Source organism: Mycolicibacterium houstonense (assembly GCF_900078665.2).
In the GTDB taxonomy this organism is placed as follows: Bacteria; Actinomycetota; Actinomycetes; order Mycobacteriales; family Mycobacteriaceae; genus Mycobacterium; species Mycobacterium houstonense.
In genome coordinates this window covers 3,153,681-3,175,999 of sequence record NZ_LT546207.1, presented here as the reverse complement: position 1 = coordinate 3,175,999, position 22,319 = coordinate 3,153,681, and the positions used below count along the sequence as shown (strand labels likewise).

Sequence of the window (22,319 nt, the reverse complement as noted above, 5' to 3'; positions counted from 1 at the left end):
GGTGGACGGTTTCACCCTTTCAGTTGGGCGGGCCAGCTCGGCAGCGGCATGGTGTCGTAGAGCCGCACGCCCTTGGTGTTGAGCCGGGCCAGTGACTGGACCACACCCAGTGGCAGCAGCGAGATCAGCCGGCCGGCTCCCACCAGTGCACGAATTCCCAAGCCGCTCATGGGCACCAACGTCTTCGCGTTGACCCGGGCCAGCTTCCGGCTACCGACGACCGGCGCCCGCATCGTGCGTTCATAGGCGGCGAACGCCGCGGCGTAATCGTCACCCGCTCGTACCAGTTCGGCGGCCAGGACGTAGGCGCCGTACACCGCCAGGCTGGTGCTTCCGCCGACAGCGGGGCCGGGGCAGTAGCCGGCATCCCCGACCAGGGTGACCCGGTCCTGTGACCACGTGGGCATCTCCAGCTGGGTGATGGCGTCGAAGTAGAACGTCGGCGTCCGCGGCACCTCGTCCAGCCAGCTGTCCACCTCGGCACCCATGTGTGCGAATGCGGCGCGCAGTTGCGCCTTTTGGCGGTCCACATCGCGGTAGTCGTAATCCAGCGGTTGGATCGGGCGGAAGATGAAGACCGCACGGGCATCGTCGAGGTGGTCGGCGGTGTAAATGCCGGCCATGTGGCCGGGTTTGAGGTAGCCGGTCATCTCACCGTCTCGGGCCAAGTCCTTCGGCACCGAAACCACCGAGAGGTATCCACCGAGGAAGTTCTCGGAAACGTTGGCGCCGAACGTCAGCCGACGTACCCCGGAGTGCAGCCCGTCGGCTCCCACCACCACGTCGAACCGTCGGGGTGAGTGGCGCTCGAATGTCACGTCGCGGTCGGGTGAGATCGAGGTGATGGTGTCGCCGAAGAGATACTCGACATCGTCACGGCCCGCGTTGAAGTAGATCTCGCTGAGGTCGTCGCGCATGATCTCGACGTGCCGGTCGGACATGGTCCCGATGATCTTGAGATAGTCCAGGCGGGTGGAGCGTGACGTGCCGGGCCGATGGATGATCATGTCGGTGGTGCCGGTGGCGTGCGCCTCGATCTCCGGCAGCACGCCCATGCGTTCGGAGATCTCCATGGCGGGCCGGAACAGGTCGACGGCGTGGCCGCCGGTCTTGCGTAGTGCGGGTGAGCGTTCGACCACGGTGACCTCGAATCCGTGGCGAGACAGCCAGTAGGCGAGTACCGGTCCGGAGATGCTGGCGCCGGAGATGAGTACCTTCACGTTGCCCCCTTACTTAACGGTCGGTAAGTAACAGTCTCGTCAGCTTACCGCCCGTTAAGTAAGTTAGGGTAGCTACGTGGCCAAGCCCGCGATGGATACTCGACAGCGCATCCAGGATGTGGCGCGTGAGCTGTTCGCCGAGAAGGGTGTGCTGCGCACCAGCCTGCAGGACATCGCCGACCGCCTCGGCATCACCAAACCCGCGCTGTACTACCACTTCCGATCCCGGGAGGATCTGGTGCGCAGCATCGTGCAGCCGCTGTTCGACGAGGGTGAGGCCTTCATCGCCGAGCAGGAGCGCAAGCGCGGGGCCGCGCGGCCCACCCCGCGAGAGCTCCTCGAGGGCTACTTCGACTTCCATCATCGGCATCGCGCCGATCTGGTGTTGCTGGTTTCCGAGCTGACCACGCTGGCCGATCTCGGGTTGATCGACAAGATGCTGGCCTGGCGGGCCCGGCTCAGTGTGCTGGTGTTCGGCAGGCGGCCGACACTGGAGCAGTCCACCCGCGCGGTGATCGCCTTCGGCGGCCTGCAGGACTGTTGCCTGCAGTTCCCCGATGTGCCCTACGAAGAACTGCGCGCGGCCACCGTCGACGGAGCGATGGCTGCCTTGGACCTCTGACTGCCGCTACCGTCGAGTGGGCATGATGGATCGCAGTGCCGAAGACGGGAGTCGGAATGTCAGATGACACGGGAGACGCGAAACTCATCCCGCTCGAGGTCCTGCTGGGCCAACCGCAACGGGTCGCGGCGCAGATATCGCCGGACGGCACGCGGCTGTCCTACGTCGCCCCACTCGAGGGCGTGTTGAACGTCTTTGTCGGTGACGCCGGGTCGGGCACGGAGAAACCGGTCACCCGCGACACCGACCGGGGGATACAGGGCTACTTCTGGGCACATGACAACCGCCACCTTCTGTACGTCCGGGACAAGGACGGCAGCGAGAACTTCCGGTTGTTCGATGTGGATCTGGAGACCGGGATCGAGCGTGATCTGACGCCGATAGACGGTGTGCAGTGCCGACTCCTCGCGCACCGCAAGAGATTTCCCAACGACGTGCTCGTGGCCATCAACAAGGACAACCCGCAGTTGCACGATGTGTATCACCTGGACTTGAGTACCGGTGAGCTGCGCAAGGTGGTCGAGAATCCCGGCTATCTCAGCTGGGTCGTCGACGATGACCTCAAGGTGCGGGGCGCATCGGCACCGACCGCGGACGGCGGCCTGATCATCGTGGTGCGCGACGACGAGACGTCCCCGTGGCGGACGTTGCTCGAAGTCGGGCCGGAGGACGCGGAATCCACCGGGCCGGTGGGGTTTACAAAGGACGGCACGGCGATGTATCTGCAATCCTCGGTCGGTTCGAACACCAGCCGGCTGGTCAGGATGGACATCGAAACCGGCGCGACAGAGGTGATCGCCGAGGACCCGACCTACGACATCAACGATGTGATCATCCATCCCGACACCAGAGAAGTTCAGGGCGTGACGGTGTACGGCGAGCGGCTGGAGTACCGGATCTTCGACGATTCGATTCGTGGGGACGTGGAGGCACTCGAGCGGCTGCATCAGGGCACGCTGATGATCAGCGACCGCGATCACGACGACACGACGTGGCTCGTCGCATTCGACCAGGACTCGGGACCGGTGAAGTTCTACCGCTGGGATCGTGTTTCACAAGAGGCGACGTTTCTGTTCGACCATCGGCCCGAGCTGAACGAGTATCCGCTCGTGCCCATGGAACCGTTCAGCTACACCGCCCGTGACGGCCTGACGATCCACGGCTACCTGTCATTTCCCCCGGGCACCGACCGCAAGAATCTGCCCACGGTCCTCAACGTGCACGGCGGGCCGTGGGGCCGGGTCGGCTGGGGTCTGGATCCCGAGGCGCAGTGGCTCGCCAATCGCGGCTACTTGTGCGTGCAGGTGAACTTCCGTGGTTCCGCCGGCTACGGCAAGGATTTCCTCAACGCCGGCAACCGTGAATGGGCCGCCAAGATGCACGATGACCTGCTGGACGCGATCGATCACCTTGCCGGCCAGGGGATCGTCGACCGTAACCGGGTGGCGATCTACGGCGGTTCCTATGGTGGCTATGCGGCGCTGGTCGGTGCGACCTTCACGCCCGACGTGTTCCGATGCGCGATCTCCATGGTCGGCCCATCCAACCTGAACACCCTCATCGAGTCGTTCCCGGAGTACTGGAAGCCGATGATCATGCTGTGGCACAAGCGAGTTGGTGAGGACCCCGAGTTTCTGTGGTCCCGGTCGCCGCTGTCGCGGGTGGATGCGATCCGGATTCCGATCCTGATCGCTCAAGGCGAGAACGATCCGAGGGTGAAGCGGGCCGAGTCCGAGCAGATCGTGGCGGCCATGGAAGAACGTGGCCTCGACTACGAGTACGCGATGTACGAGAACGAGGGCCACGGTTTCGTCAAACCCGAGAACCGCCTCGACTTCTACCACCGGGCCGATCGGTTCCTGGCCAAGCATCTCGGCGGTCGTGCCGAGTGAGGGGCGCTGCGCTGATCAACCGGCCCGGCCGAACAGATAGTGCCGTGCCGGGTTTCTGCCGTTGTGGTCCATCGCCGGTTCGTCACCGCTGGTGATCAGCGTCCAGCCGTCCTTGAAACGCCGCACCACCTCGTCGAAACCGATGCCGGGCACGCCCATCGACGCGCCTGGGATGAACGCCACGATCAGCAGGCGCGCGTCGGGCGCGGCCACCGCGGTGACCTCCCGGACATAGGCGTCCCGGTCGGCGTCACTCATGCCGTGCAGGCAGCCACTGTCGATGATGAGTCGGTAGCCGGCACCGATCCTGGCCACACTCAGCTGTGTCACATCGGCTTTGACGAAATTGACGGGCAGCGGGCCGGCCTTGGCGCGGGCCTTCTTGAGCGCCTTGTCCACATAGTCCACAGCGGTGACCTGCCAACCGTGGCTGGCCAGGTACACCGCGTTGTCCCCGGTGCCGCACCCGAGATCGAGTGCGGCACCCGGGCGCAGCCCGCCGCCTTCCACGAGGCCGATCAGGCTGTGCGCCAACGGGTGGCCGTCCCAGGGCGTGAACCCGAGCCGGTAGAGCCACCGGAACAGCCGTTGACGCGAGCTCATGGCGTCACAGCGACCCCAGATCGGCAGACAGCCAATGCTCGGGCTTGAGGTACACCGCGACGCTCTCGCCGTGCTCGCGCCGGGCGAACTCCAGATAGGGCTCCACCTTCTCGGGGGCCAGATAGCGTTTGGTCATCTCGACCAGCTGCTCATCGGTGCCCGGCTCGATCCGGCTGACCGCCCCGTCGACGGCCACGTAACGCACCGTCGGCTCCAGCCGCTCGACCATCAGGCTCAGATGCCCGGCCGCCTCGATCAACCGGTGCTTGCGCGACCCGGTGCCGGTCAACACCCACGGCTCACCACCGGGCGTGTATTGGTACCAGATCGGGACGGTCAACGGGCCGCGCTTGTCGCCGGCATACACCGACATCGCGGCGATGTGTGGCTCGGCCAGAAACTGTTCGCGTTCTTCCTTGGAAAGGGCCATGAAAACCAGGCTAGCCCGGTACCGCGACACACGTCGGCGTCGTAGAGTCGGGGTCCATGCGCTTCGGATTCTTCATCCCGCAGGGCTGGCGCCTTGACCTCGTCGACATCCCCACTCAAGACCACTGGCCGGTGATGCGTGACCTGGCCACCTACGCCGACGCGGGCAGCTGGGATTCGCTGTGGGTGTACGACCACTTCCACACCGTCCCGGTGCCCACCGACGAGGCCACCCATGAGGCCTGGTCGCTGATGTCGGCCTATGCGGCCACGACGTCGCGGATCAAGCTCGGCCAGATGTGCACCGCGATGAGCTACCGCAACCCGGTCTACCTGGCCAAGGTCGCCGCCACCGCCGACATCATCTCGGGCGGCCGCGTGCAGATGGGCATCGGCGGCGGCTGGTACGAGCACGAGTGGCGGGCGTACGGCTATGGCTTCCCGTCGGCTGGGGTCCGGCTGGGCCGGCTCGACGAGGGCGTTCAGATTATGCGTGACGCCTGGCGCGACGGACGAGTCAGCTTCAACGGCAAGCACTATCAGGTCGACGACGCCATCGTCGCCCCGAAGCCGTTGCAGGACAACGGCCTCCCGATGTGGATCGCCGGTGGTGGCGAGAAGGTGACGCTGCGGATCGCGGCCAAGTACGCGCAGTACACCAACTTCACCTCCGATCCCGACGGCTTTACCCACAAGTCGCAGGTCCTTGCCGATCATTGCCGCGACGTCGGCACCGACTACGGCGCGATCGTTCGGTCGGCCAACTTCAACGCCGTCATCGGCGACTCCGATGCCGACGTCGCCGACCGGGTGGCACGGTTGCGCGCCCGCCAGACCCCGGTGGCCGGCGAGGCTGCCGTCGATGCCATGCTCGCCAACGTCACCGCCCCCGAATCGGCAAGCGGAACCCCCGACCAGGTCATCGAGAAGCTGCAGCGGATGCGCGATCGGGGGTGCGAGTACGCCATTCTCTACTTCCCGGAGGCCGCCTACGACCGGTCCGGCATCGAGCTGTTCGAGCAGAAGGTCATCCCGGCACTGAGTTGACCGCACCGTCGTAAGTGGCTCAATGCCCGGCGCTCTGACCCCCGTCGACGTGCAGGATCTCGCCGGTCACGAACCCGGCCTGCTCCAGGTACAGCACCGCCTGAACGACGTCGTCGATATCGCCCATACGGCCCACTGGTTGCAGCGCCGAAAGGAACTCGTGCGTCTCCGGTGCATGCATCGGAGTCCGGATGATGCCCAGTGCCACTGCGTTGGAACGGATTCCGCGCGACGCGTACTCGACGGCCAGCGCCTTGGTCGCGGCATTGAGTCCCCCCTTGGTCAGGGAGGCCAATACCGAGGGCGCCTGCGAGATGGCGTGGTCCACCAGGCTGGTGGAGATCGAGACGACGTGGCCGCCCTCGCCGTGGGCCTCGATGGCCGCGATGCCGGCCCGGGTCAGCTCGAAGAATCCTCGCTGGTTCACACCGGTGACGGCGTCGTAGTCCTCGTCGGTGTATTCGGTGAACGGCTTGGCGATGAAGATGCCCGCGTTGTTCACGATGGTGTCGACCCGGCCGAAGTGCTCGATCGCTGCGTCGACGAGGCGGCGGCCCATGCCTCGCTCCGCGATGTCACCGGCCACGGCCAGCACCATCGGATCATCGCTGCCGGCGATGTTGCGGGAGTTGGCGACGACGGCGTAGCCCAGTTTGCGATAGCCGGTGACCAGGGCCTCGCCGATGCCCTGGGAGGCGCCGGTGATGATGGCGACGCGGGTGTGGTTGCTCATTTCGGGGTCCTTTCGAGGTCGGATGCACTGCTCAACACGCTCGCCGGGTGCGACGATGCCTCGTCGGTGCGACCGGATCACTCGTTGGTGCGAGGTTCCGCCTAATACGCTGACCGGGTGGAATTGCGCCAGCTGCGGTATTTCGTGACCGTGGCCGAAGAGCTGAACTTCGGCCGCGCGGCCGAGCGTCTGCGCATCGCGGGCCCGTCGTTGTCGCAGCAGATCAAGGCACTGGAACGGGACCTCAAGGTGCAGTTGTTCGACCGTGACCGGCGTTCTGTGGCGCTCACCGCGGCCGGTGCCGCGCTGTTGCCGGGTGCGCAGGCCCTGATCCACCAGGCTGACGAATTACGCAGGAGCGCAACGGGTATGGCCACGACTGAGCCGGTGCGGCTCGGTTACGTGAACTGGTGCCCGGGCGACCTTGCGGAGCGGGCGGCCGGAGTGGCGCAGCTGCGGGTCGACACCTGGGTGATGCCGTCACACACGCAGGCGGCCCGGGTGGCCGAAGGCAGCCTCGATCTCGCGATCTGCTGGGTGCAGACCACCGACCTCGATGCGCTGGGTCTCGACGCCCGACTGATGGGTGTCGACCGCTTGTACGCCTTGTCCGCCGGACCGGATGACACCCCGGTGCCGGCCTCCGATGTGTTGGTGCTGGTGGACGCCGATGTTGCCAGCTGGTCCTCCTGGAACCGCTACGGCGAGCAGTTCGCCGCCGATACCGGGGCGCGCGTGATGCGTACCGACGACGGCGGCGTCACCGGGCCGACCTTCTTCGAGCACGTCCGGGAACTTCGGCGTCCCGTGCTCAACAACCCGAAAGGACAGGGTGCCGCTCTGCCCAAGGACCTGGTCAGGCGTCCCGTGCTGGCGCCGGTGCCGCTGTGGACGTGGTCACTGGTCTGGCGACGCGATGAGGACAGCGTGGCTGTGCACGCCCTGATCGACGCGTTCACCCGCGGTATCGGCGACCTCGGGGTGCATGACGCCGGAGCCTGGTTGCCGGCTGACGACCCGTATCGCGACGGCAGCGACGGCGGCGAGTAGGACGACGATGGTCCCGACTGCCAGCGCGGTGCGAAACCCGTTGTGCACGAACGGCGAAACCGCCACCGGGCCGATGATCTGGCCGACCGAGTATCCCGCGGTCAGCAGCGCGACAGCGCCCGGGAATTGCAGCAGCCGCCCGGCGGCCAGCGCCAGCGTGCTGATGCCGATGAAGGTTCCGCCGAACAGCACCGCGCCGGCGAGCGCGGCGAAAGCGTTGCCGGTGCAGGCCAGCCCGATCCCACCCGCCTGGAGCAGCAGTGCCGTGGTCAGCAGGGCCGGGTGCGAGAACCGGGTACTCAGCCGCGCCCACACCGCGGCCGAGGGAATTGCCGCCAAGCCGACCACCAGCCATGCACTGGTGCCCAGCCGCCCCGGGGACCACTGGGCGATGGCGGCCACCAGGAAGGTCCCGGCGATGATGTAACCGATGCCTTCCAGGGTGTAACTGCCGAACAGCAGGGCGAACGGTCGGCGCATGGTATTCCGTTGGCCGGAGACAACATTGGTGATAGGCGACGGCGGAGGCGGACGCATGGCCCAGGCCGCGAGGCTCAAAACCACGGTGACCCCGGCGGCCAGCCACCACGCCGCCTGCCATCCGGTCCGCCCGGGCGGGGTGAGCACCAGCGCGGCGGACAGGGCGATGCCGATGCCGACTCCGCCGAACGCCCATCCGGGCAGGTGCGGCGGGGGGGCGTGCAAATGGTCCAGCACCGTGTTGATCGCGATGACGAACACCAGGGCGCTGGCCGCCCCTGCGACCAGGCGCAGCGTCATCCAGCCGAAGACACTGCCGGTCAACGGCATCGCCGCCAGGCTGGCCGCCAGCACGACCAGCGACAGCCGGCATGCGGCGACCGAACGGGACAGCCGGGACGAACAGGCCCCGGCCACCGCGCCGACGAGATAGCCGACGTAGTTGGCGGTGGCCAGGTGTCCCGCCCACGTAGCGCTGAGTCCGGCGTGCGCGGTCATCAACGGCAGGATCGGGGTATAGGCGAACCGTCCGATGCCCATGGCCGCGGCCAGCGCGGCCGCACTGTGAACAACATGTCTCCACGGGTGATTACGCATTTCCGCATGGTGCGCCGGACCTGCTTCGGGTCGCCACGATCAAATGGCTCGCAAGTGAGAGGCACGACCTCGCAGCGCCGGTCGGTTGGCGAACCAGCCGTGGCCGGCCGGTGACGGATCTGGGTGCTGCGGGTTAAACCTGTGCGGTCGCTGTGAAGCCGGATGTCGGCCATGATCCTGATGTGTCGCTGATATCACGGGAATTCGGTAGCGGAAGTGTCTCCGCCCCGGCAGCCGGGGCCGATGTGGCCGCGGTGTTCGATCCCACGCCGCGCGCGGCGTCTCGCGCGGTGACGCCGTTGGACTGTGCCAGGCCCGCGCACAGTGCTGACGTCGCGCAATCACGCCTGTTCGAGGACCTGCTGCTGGAGGAGATCGCCGAACTGCGGGACACGCTTGCGGGTGCCGAACTGCGGTGGCGGCGGCTTCGTGATCGCAGCCGAGTGGCCGACGCGCCGGTGCCGGATGCGTTGCTCCGGCTGCATGCGCGCATCGCGGAGGCCGAGCGTCTGCTCGTCCAACTGCGGTGCCGGTTCGGCTACGAGGGGGATTCGCTCCGCGTGATTTAAACGCCCACGTCCCCGCGCAGGATCGAGATCAGCTGTTCTCGGCTGTTGGCGGCGACGCGCTGGGAGGCGCGGAACAGGTGCCCTTCCACGGAGCGGATCGACATGGTGAGCCGGTCGGCGATCTGCTTGTTGGAGAGCCCTTGTGCGGCAAGCGAAATGATCTCGCGCTGCCGGGCGGTGAAGGGCTGTGCCGTCGTTCCCGCCCGCAGCGCCGGAGTCTGGGCGCCTTGGCATTCGGTTGTCAGTCGTTGTGCGGTGGCCGACGCGGTCATGGCCGCGCCGCGCAGGCCCGCGTGCTGGTATGNCCGCTGCCGTGCGCATGATCGAGATGGCTTGCGATACCGCACCTTCGGTGGCGCACACCCAGGCCTCGGCCAGGCGCAGGTAGGGGTCGAACATGCAGGCCGCCGGGTCCTGGGCCCACCACTGGATGGCGTCGAACTCACGGCGTGCGTCGGTCGCCAGCCCGGCCATCGCGGTCACCGTGGCCAGCCAGGTCCGCCCGAAGGTCTTCACCATGCGGCCGCTGTCGCCGGTGCCGAGGTAGGCGAGTGCGTCTCGCAGCGAACATCGTGCGTCGTCGAGAGCGCCTCGGCTCATCGCGGACAGGCCGACCATCACCCGATGCCAGGATTCCTCGAACGGCACGTCCAGCGTGTCGCGCCTGATGCGGTCCACCACGGCATCGGACCGCGCCAGGGTGCCCGCCAGTCGGTAACCGTGGGTTTCCTGGAATGCCAAGCGCCGCCGCAGATGTCCCACTTCCGGGGATCTGTCGGCGACCGCGTAGCCGGTGTTCGCCGCGGACTCGATCTCATCGATCTGGCCGAGGTCACCGCGGCCGGTGACGAACACCCAGGCCAGGAAGATCTTGGCCACATCACTGGCTTCCGCACTCGCCTCGGCGGCGATCGCCATCTCGACCGCGGCACCGGAGTTCCCGCGCACCAACTCGATCAGCGGCCGGAGCGCGGTGGCGATGGCCTGCGCGGATTCGTCGTCCGCCGGTAGCACGTCGAGTTCGCGTTCCGCGTCGGCCACCCGGCCGAGGATCAACAGGAAGTTCATCGCACGCAGGATCGCCACCTGTGTGCGCTCCAGCCCGGTCGCCTGAGCGGCTTGCTCGCCCAGGACCGCCTCGGCTTCGACGCCGCGTTCCTGCCAGGTGATCGCCATGGCGTGCGCGATCTTGGCCCACGGCCCGCCCCCTACGGCCACGGCCCGCGCGGCCAGCGTCTCGGCGAGCCGGTGGTCCAACAGTTGCATGGCAGCCGCCGCGGCGGCCAGCAGCAGTTCCGGATCGGGAGTGAGGTCGGATTCGATGAGCAACGCCGCGCGCCGGATCAGGTCGCGCGGGTCGGTCGAGCGCTTGCGGCCCAGTTCGGTGGCGATGCGTCCCCGCAACCGTTGCAGCCGTAGGGATCCGGTGCGCCGGACCTCACCGAGCAGCGGGTGCGCCAACCGCACCGACGCGGGTCGCAGGTGGGCGTCGACGGTGATGAGTCCGAGTGACTCGGCCTCGGCCAGCGCATCGGCGTCGGCGATCGCCTCGAGCACGTCGCTCTCCAGCGGCTCGGCGATCGCGAGGGCGTCGAGCACCTCGCGGACGGAGCCCGGCACGTCGCTCATCCGCGCCTCGAGCAGCTCGGCCAGGGTGGGGGAGAGCCGGGGTTGTCCCTCCCACAGCCATACCCCGGCACGCTGCGTCACCCGGCCGGCCGCCACCTCGTTGTCCAGCAGGTGGCGCAGATACAGGGCATTGCCCTGGGTGTATTGCCAGAGCCGTTGTGCGCTGAAGGAATCCACCGGTCCGGCCAGCACCCGCTGCAACAGGTCAGCGATCTCCGGAGGCGAGAGTGGTTGCAGCTCAAGCCGTTCCAGATGCTGGTCTTTCCAGATCGCGGTGATGGCGTCGGGCGGGGATTCGCCTGAGCGGATCGTCAGGATCACGGTGGCCAGCCGCCGGGTGACCAGCTGGTGCACGGTGAACGCCGACAGGTCGTCGAGCAGGTGGGCGTCGTCGACACCGACGACCACCTCGCCGAACCGGGCATCGCCGATGAGCCCGTCGATCACCTCACGGACCCGGCGCAGCGGATCAGGACCGAAATCGCTGGCGACGTCCACGAATGCGCCCAGCGGGACGCCGCGGGCCGAAGCCGTGCCGACGATCCAATGCCGGCGTGTGCTCCGTGACCCGCAGCCGGCGACGGCTTCGCGCGCCACCCGGGTCTTGCCGACACCGGCGGAGCCGGACAACACGATTCCGCGGGCGCGTTCGGCGCCCGCCCGCGTGGCGTCGGCGATCACTTCGAGCTCTTCGGATCGCCCGACCAGTGGCCACTGGCGGATCACGGCCAGATTTTAACCCGGTGCGGGGGTTCTGACCGGTCAGTGCGTGGATCAGGTGGGCGGCAGATCGGAGGCCGCCGCCAGCTTCGCTTCGGCGAGGCGCATGAAGGTGGGCAGTGCCTCGGGATCCACTCCGACCTGCTCGGCGATCACGTCGTCGGCGATGCCGGCGTCCCGCAACCGCAACGCGGTCGCATACGGCAGAGGCAACCGCCGCAGCTTCTCGGCCCGGCGGGCATCGGTGGCCATGTCGCAACACTGATGCCGTCCGCGATAACCGGCTGGGGTAATCGACTACCCCAGTCGCGATCTCGTGCCACCGCCCGGCGATGACGTAGCCGTGCCGGTGGGAACTGGGGTAGTCGGTTACCTCAGCCGCACCCCGGCGCCCGCCTTACGTTCACCTACGTCATGTAGCGAACCCAGCGGAATCCGTGGCGATTTCGCGAACGAAAGGGAAGACCGATGAAGCGAATTGTCACGGCGTTGATCGGCTTGGCGGCGAGTGCCGGTGTGCTGGTGGGTTGTTCCGACGACAAGAGCGACAGCGTGCCGGCGGCGGCGCCCGCGACGGAGGTGGCCGCGGGCGATGCCGAACTCAGCACGGGAGGTGCGGCCGAGGTAACGGTCGACGGCGGNGGCACGTCGCTCATCCGCGCCTCGAGCAGCTCGGCCAGGGTGGGGGAGAGCCGGGGTTGTCCCTCCCACAGCCATACCCCGGCACGCTGCGTCACCCGGCCGGCCGCCACCTCGTTGTCCAGCAGGTGGCGCAGATACAGGGCATTGCCCTGGGTGTATTGCCAGAGCCGTTGTGCGCTGAAGGAATCCACCGGTCCGGCCAGCACCCGCTGCAACAGGTCAGCGATCTCCGGAGGCGAGAGTGGTTGCAGCTCAAGCCGTTCCAGATGCTGGTCTTTCCAGATCGCGGTGATGGCGTCGGGCGGGGATTCGCCTGAGCGGATCGTCAGGATCACGGTGGCCAGCCGCCGGGTGACCAGCTGGTGCACGGTGAACGCCGACAGGTCGTCGAGCAGGTGGGCGTCGTCGACACCGACGACCACCTCGCCGAACCGGGCATCGCCGATGAGCCCGTCGATCACCTCACGGACCCGGCGCAGCGGATCAGGACCGAAATCGCTGGCGACGTCCACGAATGCGCCCAGCGGGACGCCGCGGGCCGAAGCCGTGCCGACGATCCAATGCCGGCGTGTGCTCCGTGACCCGCAGCCGGCGACGGCTTCGCGCGCCACCCGGGTCTTGCCGACACCGGCGGAGCCGGACAACACGATTCCGCGGGCGCGTTCGGCGCCCGCCCGCGTGGCGTCGGCGATCACTTCGAGCTCTTCGGATCGCCCGACCAGTGGCCACTGGCGGATCACGGCCAGATTTTAACCCGGTGCGGGGGTTCTGACCGGTCAGTGCGTGGATCAGGTGGGCGGCAGATCGGAGGCCGCCGCCAGCTTCGCTTCGGCGAGGCGCATGAAGGTGGGCAGTGCCTCGGGATCCACTCCGACCTGCTCGGCGATCACGTCGTCGGCGATGCCGGCGTCCCGCAACCGCAACGCGGTCGCATACGGCAGAGGCAACCGCCGCAGCTTCTCGGCCCGGCGGGCATCGGTGGCCATGTCGCAACACTGATGCCGTCCGCGATAACCGGCTGGGGTAATCGACTACCCCAGTCGCGATCTCGTGCCACCGCCCGGCGATGACGTAGCCGTGCCGGTGGGAACTGGGGTAGTCGGTTACCTCAGCCGCACCCCGGCGCCCGCCTTACGTTCACCTACGTCATGTAGCGAACCCAGCGGAATCCGTGGCGATTTCGCGAACGAAAGGGAAGACCGATGAAGCGAATTGTCACGGCGTTGATCGGCTTGGCGGCGAGTGCCGGTGTGCTGGTGGGTTGTTCCGACGACAAGAGCGACAGCGTGCCGGCGGCGGCGCCCGCGACGGAGGTGGCCGCGGGCGATGCCGAACTCAGCACGGGAGGTGCGGCCGAGGTAACGGTCGACGGCGGTGCGCTGGCCGATCTGGACCCGGCCTCGGTCAGCTGCGTGCGCCAGGGCGGGAAGATCAGTATCGGTAGCGGATCGGCGGGTCCACAGCAGGCGGGTGCCGTCGTGATGACCGACGAGGCGACTCCGAAAGTCGAGTCGGTGGCGCTCATGGTGGACGGCAACGCGCTCGGCGTCAGCGACATGATGGGGGTCAAGACGGGTTCGGCGGACGTCACGGTCGACGGCGACACCTACACCATCTCCGGTGAGGCCCAGGGCGCTGACGTGAAGAACCCCATGGCCGGAATGATCACCAAGCCGTTCACCATCAAGGTGAGCTGCGGCTGACACATAACAAACTGCTGACCTGCCCGAAAATCAGCCCCCGGAGGTGGCACGATCTGAAGGTATGGAGAAGATCTCGCTCACCGCGATCGCCCGTCAGCAGTTGGCCGCAGCCCGGACGGCCAGCAGCGGGCGCAGTGCCCACACGGTGTACGGCGGGCACGAACACCAGCTGCGCCAGACGCTGATCGCGCTGACCGAGGGCAACGGCCTCGACGAGCACGAGAGCCCCGGTGAGGCCACCCTGCAGGTGATCGAGGGCCGGGTGAAGCTGGCCAACGCCGAGGCCAGCTGGGAGGGATCGCCGGGCGATCACATCGTGATCCCACGCACCCGGCACAGCCTGCACGCCCTCGCCGATTCGGTGGTGCTGCTGACCGTCGTCAAGGCGATGGGTCCGCACACTTAGGGTCTGGCCTTAACCCGGTACCGCCGGTACTGTATACCCAGAGTCCGGGCCAGCTGCCCGGCACTCACCCGGGGAGGTGGCCGGATGTCTGTACCGAGTACACACACTGCAAACGGCACATGCCCAGCTCGCGGGACGGGTGCGCTGCACCCGCCGCGCTGGGCGCCGACACCGGTGCGCTGGCAGCACACCGAGATCGGATACCTCACGTCGTGGTGGCTGGCGCTCAAGGCGATCTGGGCCGGCTACCGGCACACCATCTACGAGTACGCCACCGAACTGCCGGGCCAGGACGACATCGTCGTCGCCCGCACGCCACTGGCCAAATTCGTGGTGGTACGTAACCCCGACATCGCCCGTCACATCCTGGTCTCCAACCAGGACAACTACGCCAAGAACGCCGAGTACGACCTCTTGGCGGTGGCCTTCGGGCGCGGTTTGGTCACTGACCTCAATGATGAACTGTGGCAACGTAATCGGCGTTTGGTCCAGCCCATCTTCGCCAAGCGGCAGGTGGATGCCTTCGCGCCGCAGATGACCGAGGCCAGCGTGGCCGCCGCCCGGCGCTGGGAGGCAAGTCTGGCGGCCGGTCAACCGGTGGACATCGCCGCCGAGATGAACTACGTGACCCTGGACATCATCGCCCGCACGATGTTCGGCATCGAGCTCAATGGCCCGCTCGCGGAACGGATGCGCACCGACTTCGCCCGCCTGCTGACACTTTTCGGCTACGGGTTCCTGCTCGGGGCGGCCCGGCCGCTGCGCCGGATCGCCGAGGGCTTCTCGTCGCCGCGGTTCTCGATCAACGCGTTGCGGCGCGGCGCCTGGGTGGTGGCGCCCCGGGCTCGCCGCGGTTTGCGGCGCATCGAACGGTTCATCGATCAGCTCATTGCCGACCATCGCAGCGGCAAGATCGAGCGCACCGACAATCTGCTGGCCTTGTTGATCGCGGCGGAGGATCCTGAAACCGGTTACCGCTACAGCGATCTGGAGATCCGCGACGAGGTGATGACCTTCCTCGGCGCCGGCTTCGAAACCACCGCGGCGGCATTGGCGTGGACCTGGTACCTGCTGTCGCAGAATCCCGATGCGCGCGACCGGCTCGGGCGTGAACTCGACGACGTGCTCGGCGGTCGCGAACCCACCGCCGAGGACGTCGACAACCTGCCGTGGACGCAGGCCGTGATCGCTGAGGCGATGCGCGTCTACCCGCCCATCATGGGTGTGGCCCGCGTGGCGAAATCCGATGACGTGCTGGGTGATTACCCGATCAAGGCCGGCACCAGTGTCGCCGTTCTCACGCACAGCATCCACCACAACGATCGGGTGTGGGAGAACGCCGACACCTACGATCCGGAGCGGTTCCTGAAGCAGAACCTCGACGGGCCGCAGCGCCGTGCCCAGATGCCGTTCGGCGCGGGCCGGCGGATGTGCATCGCCTCGGGGTTCGCCAGCTTCGAGGCCACCTTGGTGATCGCCACCCTCGCACAGCGGTTCGAGCTCGACCTCGTCCCCGGTCAGCGGCTCCGCCGCGAGCTCACCTTCACCGGCGGCCCGGACGGTGAACTGCTGATGACGGTGCGCAAGCGCGACTAGGCACGGTGGCTCAGCACGTTGACGACGTTGCCCGACCGATCGGCGAAGAAGAACCGGCGCACACCCCAGTCCTCGTCGCTCAATGGATGCACGATCTCCAAACCCGCCTCGACGGCCTCGGCATAGGCGGCATCGACGTCGTCGACCTCGATGGACACCGACGGATTCACCGCAGCGGTGGCGTCCTTGGTCATCAGGCTCACCTGGTGGCGGAGCTCGGCGTCGGCCAGGGTGACGATCCAGCCGTGGTTCATCACCTCGGTCAGGCCGAGCGTCTGGGTATATGCCCCGGCCACCGACAAGTCGGCCACGGTGAGGACCGGCATCACCCGGCGGACCTGCTGGGTCATATCGCCGGTCCCAGCAGGTCGTCGGCGTCCTTGATCACGTAGCCGTATCCCTGCTCGGCCAGGAACCGTTGCCGGTGCGCGGCGTACTCGGCGTCCAGCGAGTCACGGGAGACCACCGAGTAGAACACCGCGCCGCCGCCGTGGGCCTTGGGTCGCAGCAGCCGGCCCAGCCGCTGCGCCTCTTCCTGGCGGGAGCCGAAGGTTCCCGAGACTTGAACGGCCACAGAGGCTTCCGGTAGATCGATGGAGAAGTTCGCCACCTTGCTGACCACCAGGGTGGAGATCTCGCCGCGCCGGAACGCGTCGAACAGCGCTTCGCGCTCGGAGTTCTTCGTCGACCCCTGGATCACCGGGGCATCCAGCTCCTGCCCGAGCTCCTCCAGCTGGTCCAGGTAGGCGCCGATCACCAGGGTCGGTTCGCCGGGATGACGCTCCAGGATCGAGCGGACCACCGCGATCTTGGTGTGCACCGTCGAGCACAGCTTGTAGCGTTCCTCGGGCTCGGCGGTGGCGTACAGCATCCGCTCGTTGTCGGTCATCGTCACCCGCACCTCGATGCACTCGGCGGGGGCGATCCAGCCCTGGGCCTCGATGTCCTTCCACGGGGCGTCGTACCGCTTGGGCCCGATCAGCGAGAACACGTCGCCCTCGCGGCCGTCCTCGCGGATCAACGTCGCGGTGAGCCCGAGCCGCCGCCGGGACTGCAGGTCGGCGGTCATCCGGAACACCGGCGCAGGCAGCAGGTGCACCTCGTCGTAGATGATCAGGCCCCAGTCGCGGCTGTCGAAGATCTCCAGGTTCTTGTACTCGCCCTTACTGCGGCGGGTGATCACCTGGTAGGTGGCGATGGTGACCGGGCGGATCTCCTTCTTCTCACCCGAGTACTCGCCGATCTCGTCCTCGGTCAGCGAGGTGCGGGCCACCAGCTCGCGTTTCCACTGCCGGCCGGCCACGGTGTTGGTGACCAGGATCAGCGTCGTGGCACCGGCCTTGGCCATCGCGGCCGCCCCGACCAGGGTCTTGCCGGCACCGCAGGGCAGCACCACCACTCCGGAGCCGCCGGCCCAGAACGAGTCGGCCGCCATCTCCTGATAGTCGCGCAGCTGCCAGCCGTCCTGGGCCAGCGCGATCGGATGGGCCTCGCCGTCGACGTAACCGGCCAGGTCCTCGGCCGGCCAGCCGATCTTGAGCAGCATCTGCTTGACCCGGCCGCGCTCGCTGTTGTGCACGATCACGGTGTCGTCGTCGATGCGCGCGCCCAGCATCGGGGCGATTTTCTTGTTGCGCAGCACCTCCTCGAGCACCGCGCGGTCGAGGCTCACCAGCGTCAACCCGTGCGCGGGGTGCTTGACCAGCTGCAGCCGCCCGTACCGGGCCATGGTGTCGACGATGTCGACCAGCAGCGGCTGCGGAACGGGGTAGCGCGAGAAGCTGACCAGCGCGTCGACCACCTGCTCGGCGTCGTGGCCGGCCGCGCGGGCGTTCCACAACGCCAGCGGGGTGATGCGGTAGGTGTGCACGTGTTCGGGGGCGCGTTCGAGCTCGGCGAAGGGCGCGATCGCAGCGCGTGCCGCTCCTGCTTGTTCGTGGTCGACCTCGAGCAGGACCGTCTTGTCGGACTGCACGATCAAAGGGCCGTCAGTCATGCGCAGAAAGTCCGTTCACTCACGGCGGGAAAACTCATCCCGCCCATTATTCCGAATTGCCCGGCGCGGGCGCTCGCAGCGCACCTGGCCGAGATCGACGTGAAGGCCGTGATCTGTGGCGACGATGTCCCTGCCACCAGTCTCGACGGCCGCTAATCGGTGTCCGCCGACACCACGGACGTGACCCGATGGATCGCGAATTCCCGCACCCGTCCGGCGGCCGGGTCGAACGCGGTCAACTGACCGCCGCGCACGTTGATGGGGGAGACCACGCGCTGGGTGGCCACTCCGGCGGGGTCGACGTAACCGATGACCACCGAGGTCTGGTTGAGCGCGGCATCCTGCAGTTGGGTGATCGCCATGGCCGGGTCCAGCCGGACATTGGCGAACGGGCCGGCGGCCACCTTGCGCAGCACCGCGACGATCGCCCCGAGGGTCTGGGCGGTGGGCGGGCTGGGCGGCCGGTAGATGCGACGCCGGGTCGGGGCCGCGANACTCGCAGCTGACCGTGACGCCGCGCCACATCGTCGATCAGGTATGTCAGCCCTTGCGGCACAGGGGTTTTCGAGTGCTTCTCGAACAGGGCGTGCAACTCGCCTGCGGTCCGCCCGGCGTCGAGCGCACGCCGGATGGACGGTTCGCTGATCCGGTAGACCATCGCCGCGCCCGCCGATTCCACCGTGGCGACCTCGGCCAGCTGCTCGGCCAGATCCCGCTCCAACGGGCCCGGCACGATCACCGTGAGATCGGCCTGCAGCAGGAAATGATCGAGAGGTTTGGGCAGTGCCTTGGCCATCGCGGCCAGCACCTCGTCGTCGGCATCGCCGGCCAACATGCCCCGCGCCGGAGTGCTGATCGCGCCGCGACCGGCCATGCCGAGCGCATGTGCCTCGGAGAGCAGGCCGTTGACCGTGCCCGGCTGCAGGCGCACCGCCCAGCGTGGCCGGCGCCAGATCATGGCCCTGGAGGCCTCGTCGGNGGAGAACTGCAGGCCGCCGTGGTAGCCGTTTCCGGTGTTGATCGCCCAGTTGCCGCCGGATTCGCAGCGGGCTACCTGATCCCACTCACCGTCGGTCGCGGCCATGGCCTGACCGGCCATGGCGAGGCCGCTGCCACCGAGCACAGCGCCGGTGAAGGCGATCTTGGCGACGCTTTTAGCTGAAGACGAGGAAGTGGGCTTGCGGTGCCGTCCACTCATAAGTGCGAAGTTCCTCTCGTATGCGCCCACGAGGTCAGCTGTCGGGTTCGGGTAGGAGAGGTCACCCGGCCGTCGTCGTCGGAACGGTGACGGCTTCACCCCAAGGGGCCGCACGCGGCTCCTGGTCCTGAGAAAAATCGGTGGACCGGTTGGGTCCCCCGCCTCCATCCTTGTTGTTCGTCGTTACCCCCGACCGATGGATGGAGCTCGGCGCTATCGGTATGGGGCAGGTCAACTGATTAGGGTCGGTTGACTTGGGAATGAACGGTAACTGCTCCCCGCTATCGCGTCATCTTTAGCGGCCTCGGGCGTTTTCGTGCCGAGCAAACCTTAAAAGTTGTTTAAAGGTCCAGGTTGCCGACGCGTTGTCGCAGGTGAGCGCGGGGCTCCACCCCGCTGTAGCCAGCTCGTGACCATTTCGTTATGTGATGCAAATCACGCTAGCCGCCGGCGAAGGGCGGTAACACATCGAGGGTCTGAGGCGTTGATATCGGCTTGTCCGTATCGCGGACGGCCACCCCGTCGCACAGGTATGAGCAGCGCTTTAGCACCCGCGCGAGCTCCGCGTCGCGACCGCTGAGTCGCTCGACGAGCGTCGCGATCGAGGTGTCTTTCTCGATATCTAACGTTTCCGTATCAACTCCGGCAGCGGCCGCCGCGGCGGCGAAATAACGGATCGTGACGGCAATCGTGTCGGTTGTCATCTACCCGCCGATNCAGGACCAGCAGCGCATCCAGGACCGCCAGCCGCAAGAAGTCCAGTGCGTCTGTCGCGGCCTTGACCGACTGCCGCGAGGTGGCGCGCGCAGCCAGCGCGGCGATGGTCCCCGGGGGCGGCTGGCTCAAGTCAGGCCGCAGCTCCAGCAGGCGGATCAGGGCCTTGTCGTCGAGGTCGGACAGCCAGGCGCCCAGCGGGATTCCGGGAGTCTGTGCGGCGGTCATATCCTGACCAGCGTAAAGCTACTTCGGGTGGTGCGCCGCGCCGGTCTCGCCACCGGATCGGCGGCCTGCCACAATGTGGGGCGTGGCTGACAAGAAGAAGAACCATTACGTCGACAACGGCTGGCCCGTGCTCTCCGACGGCGACGACCACGCCGTGAGTGAGCTCGCCACCGACCGCACCGGTGCGCTGTCCCCGTTCGGCGATGTGACCTTTCCGCTGCCGGCCGAAGAGCTGCCCTTCATCCAGTCGGACACCGTCGTCAACCGGTAACGGTGGGACTGTCGCACCTCGACGAGTCCGGCGCGGCCCACATGGTCGACGTCTCGGCCAAGGACGTCACCAAGCGCACCGCGGTGGCCGTGGGCACCGTACACACGCGCCCGGACGTGGTGGCCCTGATCGCCTCGGGCGGGCTGCCCAAGGGTGATGCCCTGGCGACCGCGCGGGTGGCCGGGATCATGGCCGCCAAGCGGACTCCCGAGCTGATCCCCCTGTGCCATCAGCTGGCGCTGACGGGCGTCGACGTGGACTTCGACGCCCGCGACGCGCAGGTGGCCGTCACGGCCACCGTGCGCAGCACCGACCGCACCGGGGTCGAGATGGAGGCGTTGACTGCGGTGAGCGTGGCCGCGCTGACGTTGTACGACATGATCAAGGCCGTCGACCCCGCCGCGCGCATCGACGACATCAAGGTGATGCGCAAAGAAGGCGGTAAAACGGGATTGTGGGAAAGAACAGCACAGTGACGCGTTCGGCGCGGGTCATCATCGCCTCTACCCGTGCCGCAGCCGGGGTGTACGACGACCGGACGGGGCCCCTCATCGTCGGCTGGCTCTCCGACCGCGGGTATGACGTCACCGAACAGATGGTGGTTGCCGACGGGCGTGCCGTCGGGGACGCCCTGCGCGCCGCCCTGTCCGAGCACGTCGACGTCATCATCACCTCCGGCGGTACGGGTATCTCGCCCACCGACGCCACGCCGGAGGCGACCATGTCGGTGCTGGACTATCAGATCCCCGGGCTGGCCGATGCCATCCGGCGGGCCGGCGTGCACAAGGTGCCTACCGCGGTGTTGTCCCGCGGCGTCTGCGGAGTCGCCGGCCGCACCCTGATCGTGAACCTTCCCGGATCGCCCGGCGGCGTCAAAGACGGCCTGGGTGTCCTGGCCGGCGTGCTGGAGCACGCGCTGGATCAGCTCGGTGGGAAGGACCACGCCAGATGAGCGCAAACGTTGTGCGGGTCGAACTGACCGAGACACCGATCTCGCTGACGGAGTACGAGGCGCTGGTCGCTCACGAAGCGGCCGGAGCCGTGGTGGGCTTTTCCGGCGTGGTGCGTGATCACGACGCCGGCCGTTCCGTCACCCGGCTGGACTACTCCGCGCATCCCAACGCGCTGCAGACCCTGCAGGAGGTGGCTGCCGAGGTGGCCGCCGAGGCTGCCGGGGTCCGTGCGATCGCGGTCAGCCATCGCATCGGAACGTTGAACATCGGAGACGCCGCTCTGGTGGCCGCTGTGGCGGCCGACCATCGCAAGGCGGCGTTCGAAACCTGTGCCCGCCTCGTCGACACCGTCAAAGAGCGGCTCCCGGTGTGGAAGCACCAGTACTTCGCCGACGGTAGCGACGAATGGGTCGGCTCGGCCTAGCCCCTGGGACCTCACTCCCTGCAGTCACGGCTGGGCCGCCGGGTGCCGGGCAGATCGACTATCGCTTTCGAGCTGGTACCGCTGGGGTGAATGCGACTCAGGACCGACGAGGACGAGAAACGACAGCACCGAATCGCGGCACCCAAAGGCGCCGCGATTCAGTGCTGAGTTGGCTCAGGCCTGCGGGGCCGGGGCGGGTGCCGGGGCCGGGGCCGGATCAACCGGGGCGACCGGAAGATTCGGGGCCTGACCACCCGGGTTGTCCGGGGTGGTCAGCGGACGCTGGGTCAGCGCCAGCAGGGCGTCCTTACCGCTGATGTCCTGGGTCTGGATGGCGTGCCAGATCTCCCGCAGGTAGGTCATGTTCGGGCCCTGGCCCGGAACCTGCGACGGACTGTCGGTGGTGGTGCCCGGCGGCAGGTTCTGCGGGCTGGCCAGATGCGGGACGCCCTCGACGGCGGGGACGCCGTTGGTGGCGATCTGCTCGGCCATGTCGAAGGCCGGCTGCGGGATGTCCACGTTGTTGAGCGGGGCCAGCGGATCGGCTGCGGGTGCGGCAGCCGCAGGTGCGGCGGCGGGTGCCGGAGCCGGGGCGGG

General features: G+C 67.6%; 21 protein-coding genes, 5 pseudogenes and 1 riboswitch. Of the genes and pseudogenes, 11 read left to right on the top strand and 15 right to left on the bottom strand.

Annotation, left to right across the window (positions count from 1 at the left end):
• Window positions 1–11: 11 nt before the first annotated feature.
• On the bottom strand, window positions 12–1,220 hold the full coding sequence (locus BN4332_RS16070) for an FAD-dependent monooxygenase (RefSeq protein WP_066899597.1): 1,209 nt from the start codon (window positions 1,218–1,220) through the stop codon (window positions 12–14).
• A gap of 76 nt (window positions 1,221–1,296) precedes the next feature.
• Between BN4332_RS16070 and BN4332_RS16065 the strand changes: the two genes are divergently transcribed.
• Window positions 1,297–1,842: a TetR/AcrR family transcriptional regulator gene (locus tag BN4332_RS16065; protein WP_200820306.1), complete on the top strand. Its 546-nt coding sequence runs from the start codon at window positions 1,297–1,299 to the stop codon at window positions 1,840–1,842.
• 56 nt (window positions 1,843–1,898) lie between these two features.
• On the top strand, window positions 1,899–3,734 hold the full coding sequence (locus BN4332_RS16060; protein ID WP_066899595.1) for a S9 family peptidase: 1,836 nt from the start codon (window positions 1,899–1,901) through the stop codon (window positions 3,732–3,734).
• A 15-nt stretch (window positions 3,735–3,749) separates the two neighbouring features.
• Here the strand turns inward: BN4332_RS16060 and BN4332_RS16055 are convergent, their stop codons facing one another.
• Window positions 3,750–4,337 carry a class I SAM-dependent methyltransferase gene (locus BN4332_RS16055; RefSeq protein WP_066899593.1) on the bottom strand — a complete coding sequence of 196 codons (588 nt, stop codon included), beginning with the start codon at window positions 4,335–4,337 and terminating at the stop codon, window positions 3,750–3,752.
• A 4-nt stretch (window positions 4,338–4,341) separates the two neighbouring features.
• Window positions 4,342–4,767 (bottom strand): pyridoxamine 5'-phosphate oxidase family protein, encoded by a 426-nt coding sequence (locus BN4332_RS16050; RefSeq protein ID WP_066899591.1) that lies wholly within the window; start codon window positions 4,765–4,767, stop codon window positions 4,342–4,344.
• Window positions 4,768–4,823: 56 nt separating this feature from the next.
• Between BN4332_RS16050 and BN4332_RS16045 the strand changes: the two genes are divergently transcribed.
• Window positions 4,824–5,813, top strand: coding sequence for an LLM class F420-dependent oxidoreductase (locus BN4332_RS16045; RefSeq protein ID WP_066899589.1), 990 nt, complete (start codon window positions 4,824–4,826; stop codon window positions 5,811–5,813).
• 19 nt (window positions 5,814–5,832) lie between these two features.
• On the opposite strand, the gene BN4332_RS16040 is transcribed toward BN4332_RS16045, so the two are convergent.
• Window positions 5,833–6,546, bottom strand: coding sequence for an SDR family NAD(P)-dependent oxidoreductase (locus BN4332_RS16040; protein WP_066899609.1), 714 nt, complete (start codon window positions 6,544–6,546; stop codon window positions 5,833–5,835).
• Between the two features lie 117 nt (window positions 6,547–6,663).
• Between BN4332_RS16040 and BN4332_RS16035 the strand changes: the two genes are divergently transcribed.
• The gene (locus BN4332_RS16035; RefSeq protein WP_074133090.1) at window positions 6,664–7,596 is read left to right on the top strand and encodes a LysR family transcriptional regulator; all 933 of its coding nucleotides are present in this window, start codon (window positions 6,664–6,666) and stop codon (window positions 7,594–7,596) included.
• Between the two features lie 42 nt (window positions 7,597–7,638).
• Here the strand turns inward: BN4332_RS16035 and BN4332_RS16030 are convergent.
• From BN4332_RS16030 to BN4332_RS16010, 4 genes and pseudogenes are all read right to left on the bottom strand, one after another.
• Window positions 7,639–8,616, bottom strand: a pseudogene (locus BN4332_RS16030) (YbfB/YjiJ family MFS transporter); the annotation flags it as partial.
• Between the two features lie 622 nt (window positions 8,617–9,238).
• Complete coding sequence (locus tag BN4332_RS35185) at window positions 9,239–9,514, bottom strand: response regulator transcription factor (protein ID WP_084459293.1); 276 nt, start codon at window positions 9,512–9,514, stop codon at window positions 9,239–9,241.
• 2,131 nt (window positions 9,515–11,645) lie between these two features.
• A complete protein-coding gene (locus BN4332_RS16020; protein ID WP_066899580.1) occupies window positions 11,646–11,843 on the bottom strand; it encodes a hypothetical protein in 198 nt (65 codons plus the stop codon).
• Between the two features lie 1,178 nt (window positions 11,844–13,021).
• On the bottom strand, window positions 13,022–13,219 hold the full coding sequence (locus BN4332_RS16010; RefSeq protein ID WP_066899580.1) for a hypothetical protein: 198 nt from the start codon (window positions 13,217–13,219) through the stop codon (window positions 13,022–13,024).
• A gap of 216 nt (window positions 13,220–13,435) precedes the next feature.
• Here BN4332_RS16010 and BN4332_RS16005 point away from each other — a divergent pair, with 216 nt between their 5' ends.
• The 3 genes from BN4332_RS16005 to BN4332_RS15995 all read left to right on the top strand — a co-directional run bounded on the left by BN4332_RS16005 (window position 13,436) and on the right by BN4332_RS15995 (window position 15,938).
• A complete protein-coding gene (locus BN4332_RS16005) occupies window positions 13,436–13,936 on the top strand; it encodes a lipoprotein LpqH (RefSeq protein ID WP_066899578.1) in 501 nt (166 codons plus the stop codon).
• A gap of 61 nt (window positions 13,937–13,997) precedes the next feature.
• Window positions 13,998–14,342: a cupin domain-containing protein gene (locus tag BN4332_RS16000; RefSeq protein ID WP_066899576.1), complete on the top strand. Its 345-nt coding sequence runs from the start codon at window positions 13,998–14,000 to the stop codon at window positions 14,340–14,342.
• A gap of 84 nt (window positions 14,343–14,426) precedes the next feature.
• Window positions 14,427–15,938 carry a cytochrome P450 gene (locus BN4332_RS15995; protein ID WP_066899574.1) on the top strand — a complete coding sequence of 504 codons (1,512 nt, stop codon included), beginning with the start codon at window positions 14,427–14,429 and terminating at the stop codon, window positions 15,936–15,938.
• Here BN4332_RS15995 and BN4332_RS15990 read toward each other — a convergent pair.
• The 6 genes and pseudogenes from BN4332_RS15990 to BN4332_RS15965 all read right to left on the bottom strand — a co-directional run.
• Window positions 15,935–16,288 carry a VOC family protein gene (locus BN4332_RS15990; RefSeq protein ID WP_066899572.1) on the bottom strand — a complete coding sequence of 118 codons (354 nt, stop codon included), beginning with the start codon at window positions 16,286–16,288 and terminating at the stop codon, window positions 15,935–15,937. The two genes, BN4332_RS15995 and BN4332_RS15990, sit on opposite strands and share 4 nt — an antisense overlap.
• Entirely contained in the window at window positions 16,285–17,934 is a 1,650-nt protein-coding gene (locus BN4332_RS15985; protein WP_066899569.1) for a DNA repair helicase XPB, read from the bottom strand. Before BN4332_RS15985 ends, BN4332_RS15990 begins: the two co-directional genes overlap by 4 nt.
• 152 nt (window positions 17,935–18,086) lie before the next feature.
• A pseudogene (locus tag BN4332_RS15980) lies at window positions 18,087–18,907 on the bottom strand (helicase-associated domain-containing protein); the annotation flags it as partial.
• A 51-nt stretch (window positions 18,908–18,958) separates the two neighbouring features.
• Window positions 18,959–19,018: pseudogene (locus BN4332_RS35505) on the bottom strand (Resuscitation-promoting factor RpfD); the annotation flags it as partial.
• 122 nt (window positions 19,019–19,140) lie between these two features.
• Window positions 19,141–19,355: riboswitch (cyclic di-AMP (ydaO/yuaA leader) on the bottom strand.
• Window positions 19,356–19,572: 217 nt separating this feature from the next.
• Window positions 19,573–19,836: a MoaD/ThiS family protein gene (locus BN4332_RS15970; RefSeq protein WP_074133087.1), complete on the bottom strand. Its 264-nt coding sequence runs from the start codon at window positions 19,834–19,836 to the stop codon at window positions 19,573–19,575.
• Between the two features lie 13 nt (window positions 19,837–19,849).
• A pseudogene (locus tag BN4332_RS15965) lies at window positions 19,850–20,074 on the bottom strand (hypothetical protein); the annotation flags it as partial.
• Window positions 20,075–20,147: 73 nt separating this feature from the next.
• Between BN4332_RS15965 and BN4332_RS15960 the strand changes: the two are divergent.
• Genes BN4332_RS15960 through BN4332_RS15945 form a run of 4 tightly spaced genes read left to right on the top strand, consistent with a single transcriptional unit; the run spans window position 20,148 to window position 21,722 of the window.
• Window positions 20,148–20,345, top strand: coding sequence for a hypothetical protein (locus BN4332_RS15960; protein ID WP_066899563.1), 198 nt, complete (start codon window positions 20,148–20,150; stop codon window positions 20,343–20,345).
• Window positions 20,346–20,347: 2 nt separating this feature from the next.
• Complete coding sequence (gene moaC, locus BN4332_RS15955) at window positions 20,348–20,821, top strand: cyclic pyranopterin monophosphate synthase MoaC (protein ID WP_074133086.1); 474 nt, start codon at window positions 20,348–20,350, stop codon at window positions 20,819–20,821.
• Window positions 20,818–21,297, top strand: a complete 480-nt coding sequence (locus BN4332_RS15950) for a MogA/MoaB family molybdenum cofactor biosynthesis protein (RefSeq protein WP_066899561.1) — start codon at window positions 20,818–20,820, stop codon at window positions 21,295–21,297. The genes moaC and BN4332_RS15950 overlap by 4 nt, the downstream gene beginning before the upstream one ends.
• A complete protein-coding gene (locus BN4332_RS15945; protein ID WP_066899559.1) occupies window positions 21,294–21,722 on the top strand; it encodes a molybdenum cofactor biosynthesis protein MoaE in 429 nt (142 codons plus the stop codon). The genes BN4332_RS15950 and BN4332_RS15945 overlap by 4 nt, the downstream gene beginning before the upstream one ends.
• A 174-nt stretch (window positions 21,723–21,896) precedes the next feature.
• On the opposite strand, the pseudogene BN4332_RS15940 reads toward BN4332_RS15945, so the two are convergent.
• Window positions 21,897–22,319, bottom strand: a pseudogene (locus BN4332_RS15940) (transglycosylase family protein); the annotation flags it as partial.